The sequence below is a fragment of the Jiangella mangrovi genome (genome assembly GCF_014204975.1).
Taxonomy (GTDB): Bacteria; Actinomycetota; Actinomycetes; order Jiangellales; family Jiangellaceae; genus Jiangella; species Jiangella mangrovi.
In genome coordinates this window covers 1,050,734-1,064,125 of the sequence record NZ_JACHMM010000001.1, presented here as the reverse complement: position 1 = coordinate 1,064,125, position 13,392 = coordinate 1,050,734, and the positions used below count along the sequence as shown (strand labels likewise).

General features: G+C 73.8%; 12 protein-coding genes. 5 read left to right on the top strand and 7 right to left on the bottom strand.

The window, feature by feature from the left end; all coding sequences use genetic code 11:
- The first annotated feature begins 9 nt into the window (after positions 1-9).
- The gene (locus HD601_RS04885; protein ID WP_184819837.1) at positions 10-828 is read left to right on the top strand and encodes a hypothetical protein; all 819 of its coding nucleotides are present in this window, start codon (positions 10-12) and stop codon (positions 826-828) included.
- 148 nt (positions 829-976) lie between these two features.
- On the opposite strand, the gene trpS is transcribed toward HD601_RS04885, so the two are convergent.
- Positions 977-2,032, bottom strand: coding sequence for a tryptophan--tRNA ligase (gene trpS, locus HD601_RS04880; protein WP_184819836.1), 1,056 nt, complete (start codon positions 2,030-2,032; stop codon positions 977-979).
- A 155-nt stretch (positions 2,033-2,187) separates the two neighbouring features.
- On the bottom strand, positions 2,188-2,730 hold the full coding sequence (locus tag HD601_RS04875) for a hypothetical protein (RefSeq protein WP_184819834.1): 543 nt from the start codon (positions 2,728-2,730) through the stop codon (positions 2,188-2,190).
- A 267-nt stretch (positions 2,731-2,997) separates the two neighbouring features.
- Between HD601_RS04875 and HD601_RS04870 the strand changes: the two genes are divergently transcribed.
- The 3 genes from HD601_RS04870 (at position 2,998) to HD601_RS04860 (ending at position 7,849) form a co-directional block, all read left to right on the top strand.
- Entirely contained in the window at positions 2,998-7,065 is a 4,068-nt protein-coding gene (locus tag HD601_RS04870) for a DUF4011 domain-containing protein (RefSeq protein WP_184819832.1), read from the top strand.
- Positions 7,066-7,218: 153 nt separating this feature from the next.
- Positions 7,219-7,677 (top strand): CBS domain-containing protein, encoded by a 459-nt coding sequence (locus tag HD601_RS04865; RefSeq protein WP_184819830.1) that lies wholly within the window; start codon positions 7,219-7,221, stop codon positions 7,675-7,677.
- A gap of 34 nt (positions 7,678-7,711) precedes the next feature.
- Positions 7,712-7,849 (top strand): hypothetical protein, encoded by a 138-nt coding sequence (locus HD601_RS04860; protein WP_184819828.1) that lies wholly within the window; start codon positions 7,712-7,714, stop codon positions 7,847-7,849.
- Positions 7,850-7,864: 15 nt separating this feature from the next.
- On the opposite strand, the gene mscL is transcribed toward HD601_RS04860, so the two are convergent.
- The 5 genes from mscL to HD601_RS04835 all read right to left on the bottom strand — a co-directional run bounded on the left by mscL (position 7,865) and on the right by HD601_RS04835 (position 10,663).
- Complete coding sequence (gene mscL / locus HD601_RS04855; protein WP_184819826.1) at positions 7,865-8,254, bottom strand: large conductance mechanosensitive channel protein MscL; 390 nt, start codon at positions 8,252-8,254, stop codon at positions 7,865-7,867.
- 75 nt (positions 8,255-8,329) lie between these two features.
- Positions 8,330-8,962 (bottom strand): SAF domain-containing protein, encoded by a 633-nt coding sequence (locus HD601_RS04850; RefSeq protein ID WP_184819824.1) that lies wholly within the window; start codon positions 8,960-8,962, stop codon positions 8,330-8,332.
- A 93-nt stretch (positions 8,963-9,055) separates the two neighbouring features.
- Positions 9,056-9,397 (bottom strand): FmdB family zinc ribbon protein, encoded by a 342-nt coding sequence (locus HD601_RS04845; RefSeq protein ID WP_184819823.1) that lies wholly within the window; start codon positions 9,395-9,397, stop codon positions 9,056-9,058.
- 109 nt (positions 9,398-9,506) lie between these two features.
- A complete protein-coding gene (locus HD601_RS04840) occupies positions 9,507-10,076 on the bottom strand; it encodes a hypothetical protein (protein WP_184819822.1) in 570 nt (189 codons plus the stop codon).
- Entirely contained in the window at positions 10,073-10,663 is a 591-nt protein-coding gene (locus tag HD601_RS04835; protein ID WP_184819821.1) for a hypothetical protein, read from the bottom strand. Before HD601_RS04835 ends, HD601_RS04840 begins: the two co-directional genes overlap by 4 nt.
- A gap of 150 nt (positions 10,664-10,813) precedes the next feature.
- Here HD601_RS04835 and HD601_RS04830 point away from each other — a divergent pair, with 150 nt between their 5' ends.
- Positions 10,814-13,384, top strand: coding sequence for a penicillin acylase family protein (locus HD601_RS04830; protein WP_221440536.1), 2,571 nt, complete (start codon positions 10,814-10,816; stop codon positions 13,382-13,384).
- The last annotated feature ends 8 nt before the right edge of the window (positions 13,385-13,392 follow it).

Genomic DNA, 13,392 nt, shown 5'->3' with positions numbered 1-13,392 from the left:
AGGACTGACATGACACCAACAGCCGCACCTGACGACGCGACGGTCGAGGCGATCCTGCAGCACACGTGGATCCCGTCCGGCGGAGAGGGCTGGGCCGAACTCGCGGCACTGTCGGATGCGGTCGACGCCATTCGAAGGAGTGCAGATGAAGCCGTTCCCCCCACGGCCGAGCTCGCCCGCCGCATCGCCCTGGGTGACTTCGCCGGGGTCACGCCGGCACCGCCGATCCGCCCGCACGGAGTGCGCGCCCGCCTCGCCCGGAGGTACGCGATGATGAGCCTCCGCGCACGACTGGTCGCCCTGGTCGCCGTCCTCTTCACCGGAGTGACAGGCGTGGCCGCTGCTGGCGCCCTGCCCGGTCCGGCGCAGGACGGGTTCGAGACGGTGGTCGAGTCGGTGACGCCGATCGAGTTCGACGACGGCGCCCCGCCGAGCGACGGCGCCGAGTTCGGCCAGGACGTCTCCGAGGACGCGCAGGACGACGGCGTCGACGGCCAGGAGGTCAGCGAGGACGCCCAGGAGCTGGGCAACCGGCCCGACGACCCTGGCGCGGGCCACGAGCCGGAGCTGCCGGACCTGCCGACCACCGTCCCGACGACGCCCGGCGAGCACCGGCCGGACGAGCCCGGCCGTCCCGAGGACGGGGACCAGGGTCAGCCCGACGAGGGCGATCAGGGCCAGGACGAGAACGGCCAGAGCGACGAGCACCGGCCGGAGCAGGGCGACCAGGGTCAGGACGACGCCGGCCGGCCCGAGCAGGCCGTCCCGGACCAGGCCCAGGACGACCAGGGCGACCAGGGCGAGGACGGCGACCAGGACGGAGACTGACCCGCCGAAGCGTCGCACCGGCCCCTCCACCCCACCATGTAGACGGCCGGTGCGCGGCGGTCACGACGGATCCCGTCGGCCGCAGGAGTGAGCGCCTGGTTGGACCTCCCTGCCCCGCCAGGCGCTCACTCGTCGCCGACCAACCGCTTCAATACGCGGTCATCCCGAGCACCTCCTGCACGTCCGCCAGCGTCGACGAGGCCAGCGCCGACGCCCGCTCGGCCCCGTCGGCCAGCAGCCTCCCGACCAGCCCAGGCTCCGCCGCCAGCTCCGCCCGGCGTGCGCGGACCGGCCGCAGCTCCTCGTTCACGGCCTCGGTGACCAGCGCCTTCAGCGCCGCCGACCCGCCCGGGCCGACCCGCTCCGCGACCACGGCCGGCGCCAGATCCAGGCACAGCGCCGCGATCTCGACCAGCGACGACACCCCCGGCCGCCGATCAGGCTCGTAGGTCACCGCACGTTCGGAATCGGTCACCGACCGCCTGATCAGCCGCGCCGTCTCGTCGGCGGACGCCTTCAGGGCGATCGCGTTGCCACGGCTCTTGCTCATCTTCCGGCCGTCGATGCCGAGCAGCCGGGGTGACGGCGACAGCAGCGCCTGCGGTTCGCGGAAGACCGGGCGGCCGCCGGCGTAGCGCTCGTTGAACCGCCGCGCGATGAGCCGCGTCTGCTCGACGTGTGGCAGCTGGTCGTCGCCGACGGGGACCAGGCTGCCGTGGCAGAACAGGATGTCCGCCGCCTGGTGCACCGGATACGTGAGCAGCAGCCCGCTGATCGCCGCCAGCCCGGACGCGGCCGCCTCGTCCTTCACCGTCGGGTTGCGCTGCAGCTCGGCCACCGTGGTCAGCGACAGGAACGGCAGCATCAGCTGGTTGAGGGCCGGGACGGCGCTGTGCGCGAACACCGTCGTCAGCTCGGGGTCAATGCCCGCGGCGAGGTTGTCGAGGACGACCTCGCGCACGTTGTCGGCGATCTCACCGGGCGACAGCCGGTCGGTGATCACCTGGTAGTCGGCGACGACGAGGAAGGTCTCGACGCCCTGGCGCTGCAGCCGGACGCGGTTGAGCAGCGTGCCGAAGTAGTGCCCGAGGTGCAGCGGGCCGGTCGGCCGGTCGCCGGTGAGGACGCGGTAGCGCCCCGGATCGGCCGCCACCTGGGCCGGGTCGGCCAGCAGCGGTGTGTCGAGGGTGGTGGTGAGGGTCATGACGCTCTCCGTTCGGTGGACGGGCCACCGCGAGAGCTGTCACCGATCCGGCCGCCGTCGCGGCGGCCGGTGAGCATGCTGAAGGGGGCCGCCTACGAAGGCAGCCACCACACCAGCACGAGGGACTTCACGAGTCCATCGTAACGCGTCGTTCGTCAGCCGATCGGCGTGCAGTTCACCCCGAGCTGCGTCAGCCCGGCGACGAAGCCGGCCGTCAGCTCCGCGGCCTGCGTGACCTGCTCCGGCGTCGTCTCGGCGGTGCTGCCGGTCAGCGCCGTCCACGCCTGGGCGGCCTGGTCGCCGGTGACGACGACGGCGTTCGCCTGGGTCTGCTCGGCCTCCTCGGCCGGCAGCGGGACGTCGTGCACGGCGCCGACGAGCGCCCTGGTCCCGGCCTCGACGGCGGGGAGGTTGGCGACGTCGAGGCGCACCTCGGGGCCCTGCGCCATGATCGGCTGCTCGGCCGCCACCGTCGTGCACGCGTCGGTCACGCCGGTGGCCCAGTCGGCCAGCGTCCCGGACGGACGGGGGTCGCTGTCGGCCGCGGTGTCGTCCGAACCGCCGCTCGACGCGACCAGCACGATGCCGACGACCGCCGCCACCAGCAGGAACACCGCCGCTACACCCAGCGTGAGCTTGGTGCGGCGTGGCGGCGGGCGGTGGGTGACAGCCGAGGAGACGTCCTCGAGCAGTTTCACGACTCACACCTTTCGAGCCTGGCCTGGATCCGTTCGCTTCGTTGCCGGATCCCTCGCCCCCCGTGGACCGGCGACACTCTAAAGCATGCGCCTGCTCCGCACACGACATACCCGCCGGGGGCGGAGGCACCCGGGTCGGACGAAGCGGACGGCCTGCGGTTAAACCTGCGGCCCTCTTCGGCTTGCCTCCCCACGCGGACGGGGTCGGCGAACTACCGTGCGTGGTGTGAGGCATCCGGTTCCCCAGCTACCGCGCCCGTGAGCGCGATGCGCAGCGACGCCGTCGCCGGTCCCGCCCCGACCCGCGCGGAGATGGTCGCTCACGCCGTCGAGCAGTGGAGCGAGGAGCTCGCCACGCTCGGCGGGCGGGACCCGCTGCTGTCCTACCGCGACCTCAAGGTGGGCACGCTCGACCTCGCGGCCGCCGAGCCCGAGGCGCGCAAGCTGCTGCTCGAGGGCGAGCCCGTGCTCGTCTCCAAGCTCTTCCCGTACGAGCCGCTGCGCACGTCGGCGCTGCGCTCGGTGCGAGCCATCCGCGACAAGTCCCGCGAGCTGGCCGAGGAGCGCGGCCTCGCCGTCTGCTACCTCGCCGTGGGCATCGCGACCTGGGCGAATCCGTTCGCGGCCCGACGTCCCACGGCGCCGGTCATGCTCCGCTCGGCGGTGGTCGAGGCGCGCGACCCGGCCGAGACCGACTTCAGCATCACCATCGCCGACGACCCGTTCGTCAACCCGGTCCTGCTGTGGGCGCTGGACTCCCAGCTCGGCCTGCGTTTCGCCACCGACGACCTGCGCGACCCGGCCGGCCGGCTGCGGTACGCGACGGTGGTCGAGCGGCTGCGCGAGTTCGCCCCGCCGCACGTGGTCGACGGGTTCGCCATCGCGCACCGGGCCGTGCTCGCTACGTTCGCGACGGTGCCGCTGGCGCTCAGCCGCGACCTCGCCGCGCTCGGCGTCGACCTGCAGCAGCACGACGTCGTCGCGGCGCTGGCCGGCGACCCCGCCGCGCTGTCCGCCGTCTCTCGCCCGGGCGCACCGGGCGAGCTGCGCTACCGCGTCCTCGACACCGACAGCGAGCAGGACGACGTCGTCGCCGCGGGCGCCGGCGACGGTCACCTGCGGGTCGCCGCGGCGCCGGGCACGGGCCGCACCCAGACGGTCGCCGCGCTGGTGGCGGAGCTGGTCGGACGGGGTCAGCGGGTGCTGGTCGTGGGCGAGAAGCGCACCGTCCTCGACGACCTCGTCACCCGGCTCGACTCCGTCGGCCTGCGCGACCTCGTGCTCGACGCGGGCCGCACACCCGCCCCTGACGCCGTCCAGCAGATCGCCGAGATCGCCCGCCGGCTGACCCGGGCACGGCCCGGCGAGTTCGAGCACATCACGCCCGGCACCGCGGCCACGCTGGCCGGCGAACTCGACGCGTACCGCGACGCCATCCACCAGATCCGCCAGCCCTGGGGCTCGACGGCGCATGAGGCCATGGTGCTGGTCGCGACGGCGCAGGAGTTCGCCCGGACGTCCGCGCGGGTCGACCCCGACGTCCTGGCGCGGGCGGGCAGCACGGCGCACGTCCGGCTGCAGCTGCGCGACTTCGCCAACATCGAGGGCCTGACGCTGACGGAGACCGGGTCGCCCTGGTTCGGCTCCGACGTCCCCGACCTCCGGGCCGCCGACGCGCTGCTCGGCACCGTCACCGAACTGCGCGAACGGGCGCTGCCGCGACTGAAGAACGCCGCCACCCGGGCCGCCGTCGAGGTCGGCGTGGCCGGGCCGAGCACCGTCGCCGAGTGCCTCGAGACCGTCGACCTGCTGTCCTCGGTCGGGCGGACCATCGAGACGCTCGGGGCGCAGATCTGGGACGAGCCCATCGCCGACCTCGCCGCCGCCACCGGCGACCGCGCCTACCGCACTGAGCACGGCGCCGAGGCCGGCTTCTTCGCCCGGCGCAAGCTGCGCAAGCGCCTCGCCGACCTCACCGGCAAGTCCGGCGGGCAGCACCGTCAGCGCCAGCACGAGGGCCTGCTCGCCGCGCAGCAGCAGCTGGCGACGTGGAAGGAGCGGTCCCGCGACGGCAAGGCGCCGCGGACCGGCCCGCATCTGCTCAACGCCGTCGACGCCGCGAAGGGTGTGCGGCACGCGCTGGCCGAGCTGGCCGCCGGCAACCCGCGCGCGGGCGACCTCGAGGAGCTGTCGTTCGCCGACGTCGCGAAGCGGCTGGACGAGCTGATCGCCGACGCCGGCCACCTGCGCTCGCTGCCCCGGCTGTACGAGCTGCAGGCCGAGCTGTCCGCGGCCGGCCTCGACGACCTCATCGCCGAGCTGCGCCGCCGCGGCCTGGGTGCCGAGCAGGTCGAGGCCGTCTTCGACTACGCCTGGTACTCCTCGCTGCTGGACTTCTGGCGCTCGACCGACCCGGCGCTCGGCCGGTTCGACCGGTACGCGCACGACCGGCGGCTCGAGGAGTTCCGCGCCGCCGACATGGTCGAGGTGCGCGCCGCCGCGGGCCGGGTGCTCGAGGCCCGGCGCGGCCGCTTCGCCGACGTCGCCGAGCAGCACGAGGGCCAGGCCGCCGTCCTGACGGAGTCGCCCGACGGCGCGCTGCCGCCGACGCCGCGGGCGCTGGTCGAGGAGGCGCCGGAGCTCGCGCTGGCGACGGTGCCGTGCTGGGTGGTGTCGCCGCTGTCCGTGGCCGAGCTGCTGCCGCCGCGCCGGCTGTTCGACGTCGTCATCGTCGAGGACGCCGGCCGGCTCGCCGTCGCCGAGGCGGTCCCGGCGCTGGCCCGCGCGGCCCGTGTCGTGCTCGTGGGCGACGACGACGTCGCGCGCCCGCCGTTCACCACCGCCGTCGAGCCCGCGCCGGACCCCGACGAGCAGGAGGGGCCGTGGGCGCAGGACCCGCCCGCCTCCGTCGTCGACCTGCTCCGCGGCTCGCTCCCGGAGCGGCTGCTGACGGGGCAGCACCGCGTCCGCGACGACCGGCTGATCGGCTTCGCGGCCCGCACGACGCACGCCGCCCGGCTGACGACGGTGCCCGGTGTCGGCGGCGCGGACCGCGTGATCATGGAGATCGTCGACTCCGACCCCATCGCCGACGACCCCGTCGACAGCTCGTCCGACGAGGTCGCCCGCGTCGTCGAGCTCGTCCTCGACCACGTCCGCAAGCGCCCGCACGAGAGCCTCGGTGTGGTGACCCTCGGGCCGCGGCACGCCGAGCGGCTGGACGTCGCGTTGCGGCACGCGCTGATCCGCGCCCCCGAGGTCGCGCCGTACCTGCGCGGCGACCGCGCCGAGCCGTTCTTCATCAAGGACGTCGAGCGGGTGTCCGGCGACGTGCGCGACGCGATCATCCTGTCGCTGGGCTACGGCCGGTCGGTCGACGGGCGCATCCTGTACCGCTTCGGCGCGCTGGGCCGCCCCGGCGGCGAGCGACGGCTCACCGCGGCGACCCTGTGCTCGCGCGAGCGGCTCACCGTCGTCGCGACCTTCGGCGCCGACGACCTCAGCCCGCGGCGGCTCACGACGCCGGGCGCGCAGGCGCTCGGGCAGTTCCTGGCGTACGTGCAGCAGGGCCCGCAGCCCGACTGGGTCGAGGGCTCCGGCTCGGCTCCGGCCCGCTCCGGCGTGCTGGCCGAGACCGTCGCCGAGCGGCTGCAGGAGGCCGGCGTCGCGGCCGAGGTCGTGCTCGACCACGGCGGGCCCGGTGGTGTCGCCGTCGCCGTCCGGCACCCCACGCGGCGGTCGCGGTTCGTGCTGGCTATCGAGACCGACGGCGAGACGTACGCGGCCCGGCGCAGCGCCCGCGAGCGTGAGCGGCTGCGGCAGGAGCAGCTGACCCGGCTCGGCTGGACGGTGCACCGCATCTGGTCCGCTGCCTGGGCGGCCGACCCCGACGCCGAGACCGAGCGGCTGCTGGCGGCGTACGAGCAGGCCGTCAAGGACGCCGACGCCTACGACTGGGCGGTCGCGGCGGCCGAGGCCGACATCGTCGCCGGCATGCCCGAGGAGGAGCCCGCGGCGGCCGCAGCTGACGCCGTCGCCGAGGACGGGAAGGCCGCGGACGAGAAGGCCGCCGACGACACCTCCGCGGCGGAGGAGCCCGCGCCCGAACGGCAGGGCGATCGGCCGCTCATCGTCAGCGGCCGCGCGGTCAGCGACTACACCGGCCGCGAACTGGCCTCGCTCGCCCGCTGGACCGAGTCCGACGGCGTCGCCCGGCGGGTGGACGACGTGGTGACGCTGCTCGCCGCGGACCTCACGCTGGACGCCGCCGACGCCCGCACCACCGACGTCCTGCGTCACGCCGTCCGGGTCGCCCGCGCCGGCTCGCCCGCCTGACGCACCCGCCTCACCCGCCCGCCCGCGCTGGGCTGCCCAGCGCGGGCCGGGCTCTGACCTGCCGGATCCTGGAATCCGTCGCCGACGGCCGGGGGCAGTGTTCTACGCTGGTGATCTTCCAGCAGGTATGTCGTTCAGGGGGAGCGGATAGCCGTGCGCGTCGCCGAGATCATGACCAGTGCCACCATCACCGACTCGACCACGGGAACGCTGCGCAGCGCCGCGGAGTTGATGTGGAAGCAGCAGACGGGGTCGCTGGTCATCGTCGACGGCGACACCATCGCCGGCATCATCACCGAGCGCGACGTCCTGCGAGCGGTCGGCCGTGGGGCCGACCCCGACCAGGAGCCGATCGCCGACGTCATGACCCGCGACGTCATCACGGCCGAGCCCGACACGCACGTGCGTGACGCGGCGCGGCTCATGGCGCAGCACTGGATCCGCCACCTGCCCATCGTCGACGACGGGCGGCTGGCCGGCATCCTCAGCCAGCGCGACGTCATCGGCGTCTTCGCGGCGCTCTGGTACGAGAACGGCGTGCCCGAGATCGACGTCGACAACCTGGTCCGCGAGCGCCGGCTGGCCCGCATCGAAGCGGGCGACCTGGACTGAGCGGTCCGCCCCAGCCACGAGAGGAACCACGGGCATGAGCAGCGCATCCGGGTGGGAGGACGACCTCGAGGTCCTGCCCGACACCACCACCGACGAGCGTCCCACCGGCTGGGGCGAGGACGACTCCTCCAACGACACGAGGCTGCTGGAGGAGCGCCCGCCGCACTGGTGACCGTGCCGAGTCCGCTCAGACGCGGTCGCGCAGGGAGTCGCGGATCTCGCGGAGCAGGATGATGTCCTCCGGCGGCACGGACTCCTCGGCCGCCTCCGGCTCGCTCGCGCGCATCTCGCGCAGCTTGTTGATGGGCGTGATGATGAGGAAGTAGATCGCCGCGGCGACGCACAGGAAGTTGAAGACCGCCGCGAGGACGAGGCCGAACGAGAAGTCGGCCTCGTTGATGGTGAAGTTGCCGACGGCGGCCAGGTTCGGCTCGCCGAAGATCGCCGCGATCAGCGGGTTGATGAGCCCGTTGACGATCGCGTTGACGATCTGGGTGAACGCGGCGCCGATGACCACGGCAACCGCCAGATCGACGACGTTGCCCCTGCTGATGAAGTCTCTGAAGCCCTTGAGCATCCGTTGCAACCCTTCTCCCGTCCAGACGCTTGGCCGGGCACACCTTAGCGGCTGAAAGACCGTGATCAGGGGACATCAGGGCACACCGACGGTGAACGACAGGCGCGCGGCGACGGCGGCAGCGGCGAGGTCGGCGGCCTGGGCCGGGCTGGCGGCGACGAGGACGAGGGCGCCCTCGGCGAGCGTGGAGCCGGCGGCCGACGGCAGCGCCAGCACCGGCACGTCCGCCGCCACGACGGACGTGCTCGCGACGCCGTCCAGCGACGTCGCCAACAGGTCGATGCGGTCGCCCGGACGGAGGTAGGTCGCGGCTCCGGCGTCGGCCACGCGCACCGGCGCGGCGACCACGTCCCCGGCCGCGTCCCAGCCGTCGAGCAGTCCCGGTCCGAGGATGCGGCGGTCGGTGATCGGCTCGCCCGCTCGCACGGGCGCGGCGAGCAACGCGCCAGGCGCCGACGCCGCGTCGACGACTCCGGCCGGGACGGCGGACGCCGGAAGTCCCACCGTTGCGAGGTCGGCGGCGCTCAGCACCGTGCCGCCGGGCAGGTCGTGGGCCGCCACGACCACGTCGACCGTGTCCGGCGGGGCGGGCGACGCGGCCTCGATGGCGAACGCGACGGCGGCAGCGGCCAGCCCGCCGGCCAGCAGGCGGCGATGCCAGCCGGCGGTGCGAATGAGGTGTCGCAGGGCGGAGCGGGGGTCGTCCATGCGCACGACGCTAGGTGCGCCGGACCCCGTCGATCCGGCTGTCCACAGGCCGAGTTCGCCCGCGGGCGGCCTGTGGACGGGACGCGGCTCGCCTCAGGCGGCGGGAGACGAGGCCTTCGAGCCGGACGACGAGCTCGAGGACGTCGACGAGGAGTCCTTCTTCGAGGACGAGTCGCCGCTCTTCTTGCTGCCGGAGTCGGACGAGCTGGACGAGGACTCCTTGGAGCTGCTGCTCGCCGGGGTGCTGGAGGACGACGTGGCGCGGCTGTCGTTGCGGTAGAAGCCGGAGCCCTTGAACACCACGCCGACGGCGGAGAACACCTTGCGCAGGCGGCCGCCGCACACCGGGCACTCGGTCAGGGCGTCGTCGCTGAACTTCTGCACCGCCTCGAGCGGCTCGCCGCAGTCAGTGCAGACATATTGGTACGTGGGCACGTTGCCAGATCCTCCCGGTCAGCATCGAAGGTCGATGGCTTCTAGCACTCTCAACCCTCGACTGCCAAGAATAATGCCCGGTCCTGTGCGGCCTTGTCCACGCGGCCGGTCACCAGGGTCGCATGGTGAACACGACGCCGACCGCCGCCACCGCCCACAGCACGCTGGCCAGCGTCCCGATGATGAACCGCTCGGCGGCGGCCGGTCTGCGCAGCTCCGGGTAGCGGCCCAGGCCCTTGACGCCGAGCACCAGCGCGAGCCCTTCGGGCCAGCCGGCCAGCAGCGTGACGGCGACGGCGACCCGTTCGAGCGCGCCGATGGAGGTGCCGCCGCGCAGCGTCTGCGGGTCCGAGACGTTCGCTGACGCGTCGCCCACCTCGCCGTCGTCGTCGATGACGCCGGTCTTGCGGTCGGCGACCCGCAGCAGCGCCGTCGCGACCAGGCTGCCGCCCGTGACCGCGGCGGCGATGGCGGCCGCCCGCGCGACGGTGAGCAGGGTGTCGCCGGCCGGGTCGCCGGCCAGGCCGAACAGCGCGGCGGCCACGACCAGCACGATCGGGACGGCGGCCGCTGCCAGCCAGGTGCCGGTGGTCGCACCGGGCCGGCGCTCGACCAGGTACCACACGATGCCACCGGCCACGGCCGCCACACAGAGCAGGACCACCGCCACCACCGTCATGCGGCGGCCTCGTGCAGCAGGCGCGCCACGACCGGCCGCGCGTCGCGTTCCTGCTGCCAGAGCGCGACCGACAGCCGCTGCCCGACGGCCTGCCGGCTCACGCCCAGGATCTCGGCGGCCTCGGCGAAGGTGTGCCCGGCCTCGACGAGGTCGATGGCGGCCCAGCCGGCCGGGCTGCGCCGCGAGACCACCGCCGCCAGCAGGGTCAGGACGGCGTCGGCCTCCTGCGCCCGTTCGGCCTCGGCTCCGACGACGGCGACGTGCTGCGGGCGCTGCTTGGCGGTGTCGAGCGCCTCGCGAGCGTGGACGAACGCCGGGCCGCGGGCCGAGCGCGTGCTGGCCGGCAGCGGCTCCTCGACCGGCCCCGCCCCGATGCCGACGCTCCACGCGTCGGCACGCAGCAGCAGCCGCGCGGCGTCGACGGCGGCCGCGGGCTCGGCGAGGACGCCCTGGAACTCGTCGCCGGCGGTGCGCTCGAACGCGAGCAGCGGCTCGTGGACCAGCTGCTTCAGCGTGGACAGGGCATCCTCGACCAGGTCGCGGCTGCGGCGGCTGCCGCGCTGGTCGACGGTCAGGACGAAGGGCACAGTGCAAGGCTACGACCTGGCGTCCACTCCCGCAAGGTTCAGAACTTGCATCGCGCCATGAAAGGACCACACCTTGACCGCAGGCTGACGCCGTCGTCGGCCGCCATGACGGGCATCAGCAGGGCTTGATCGGTCGCCTACTCTGTCCCGGTGACTCGTCGCCGCCTCGCCGCTGGGCTCGCCGTCCTGGCGGGTCTGGTCGTGCTGGCGCTCGTCGCCTCGGCCTCCGTCGGCGTCTGGTCGGTGCGCCGCGCGTACCCGGAGTACGACGGCACGGCCGAGATCCCGCGGCTGTCGGCGGGCGTCGAGGTCATCCGCGACGAGAACGGCATCCCGCACATCTATGCCGACACCCCCGAGGACCTGTTCCGGGCCCAGGCGTACGTGCACGCGCAGGACCGGTTCTGGCAGATGGACTTCCGCCGCCACGTCACGTCGGGCCGGCTGTCGGAGCTGTTCGGCGAGGACCAGGTCGAGACCGACGCGTTCGTGCGGACCCTCGGCTGGACCCAGGTCGCGCGCGCCGAGCTGCCGCTGATCAGCCCCGAGGGCCGCCGCTACTTCGACGCGTACGCCGACGGCGTCAACGCCTGGCTGGACCAGACCGACGGCGGCGAGCGCGGCCTGGCGTACACCCTGCTCGGGCTGACCGGCGGCGACGACGCACCCAGCCGCTGGACGCCGGTCGACTCGCTGAGCTGGCTCAAGGCCATGGCGTGGGACCTGCGCGGCAACATGCAGGACGAGATCAGCCGGTCGCTGCTCGCCGCGAGCGGGCTGCCGGTCGACCGCGTCGAGCAGCTCTGGCCGGACTCGCCGGCCGGGCTGGCGCCGCCCATCGTCCCCGACGAGTACGTGTCGCCGCGGCTGCCCGAGGCGCTGACCGGCACCGACGGCGCCCCCGTCCCGCTGCCGCCCGAGGCCGTGGACGCCATCGAGCAGGCCGCCGACGGGCTCGACGCGGCACCGGTGACGTTCGGCGACGGCGACGGCGTCGGCTCCAACTCGTGGGTGGTCGGCGGCGACCTCACCGAGTCCGGCGCACCGCTGCTGGCCAACGACCCGCACCTGGCGCCGTCGATCCCGTCCATCTGGTACCAGGTCGGGCTGCACTGCCGCGAGGTCGGGCCGGCCTGCCCGTTCGACGTGGTCGGCTACTCGTTCGCGGGGCTGCCGGGCGTCATCATCGGGCACAACCAGGACGTCGCGTGGGGGTTCACCAACCTCAGCCCCGACGTCACCGACCTCTACCTCGAGCAGATCCGCGGCAACTCCTACCGCGTCGGCGACGACTGGCTGCCGCTCGAGGTCCGCGAAGAGACCATCCGGGTGGCCGGCGGCGACGACGTCACCATCACCGTCCGCAGCACCCGCCACGGGCCGCTGCTGTCCGAGCGCGACGACGACATCGAGGACATCGGCGCGGACGCCGAGGTCGAGGGCGAGCCGCCGCCGGGCGGCAGCTCCGACGACGGGTACGAGGTCGCCCTGCGCTGGACCGCGCTCGACCCCGGCCGCACGGCCGACGCGATCTTCGCACTGAACCGGGCCACCGACTGGGACTCGTTCCGCTCGGCCGCCGCACTGTTCGACGTGCCGTCGCAGAACCTCGTCTACGCCGACACCGAGGGCAACATCGGCTACCAGGCCCCGGGCCGCGTGCCCGTGCGCACCACGTACGACGGTCGCTACCCCGTTCCGGGCTGGACCGGGCAGTACGAGTGGGCCGGCTACATCCCGTTCGCCGCCATGCCCAGCGTCCTGAACCCGATGCAGGGCTATGTCGTGACGGCGAACCAGCCGGTCACCAGCGACCGCTACCCGTTCCTGCTGACCGCCGACTTCGACCCCGGCCACCGTGCCGGGCGCATCAACGACCTGATCGCCGCGGCAGCCGGCGACGGCGACCCGCTCGACGCCGCGGACATGGCCGCGATCCAGATGGACGCGCACAGCGACGCCGCCGACATCCTGGTGCCGTACCTGCTCGAACTCGAGGCGCCGCAGGGCTACTACGGCGACGGGTTGCGGCTGCTGCGCGACTGGGACCGGTCGATGTCGCCGGACTCCTCCGCGACCGCCTACTTCAACGCCGTCTGGCGCAACCTGCTCGAGCTGACCTTCCACGACGACCTGCCCGAGGACGAGTGGCCCGACGGCGGCGGGCGCTGGTTCGAGGTCATGCGGCACCTGCTGCAGCACCCGGACGACCCGTTCTGGGACGACGTCACGAGCGAGGGCGGCACCGAGACGCGCGACATCGTCCTGGTCGAGGCCGCCCGCGACGCCCGCGACGAGATGACCATGGAGCAGGGCAAGGACGCCTCGAAGTGGGAGTGGGGCCGGCTGCACGCCCTGGAGCTGACGGAGCAGACGTTCGGCACGTCCGGCATCGGGCTGGTCGAGTGGATGTTCAACCGCGGGCCGGTCGAGGTCGGCGGCGGCGGGTCCATCGTGCTGGCCAACGCCTGGGACGCCGCCGAGGGCTACGAGACGGTCTGGTCGCCGTCCATGCGCATGATCGTCGACCTCGACGACCTCGACGCGTCGCGCTGGATCGACCTCACCGGCATCAGCGGCCACCCGTTCCACGACAACTACGAGGACCAGACCGAGCTCTGGCGCGACGGCGAGACGCTGCCGATGCGCTGGGACGAGGACGGCATCCGCGAGGCCGGCGAGCACACCTTCACCTTCGAGCCGCCCGAGCCGACCGACTGACGACGCCG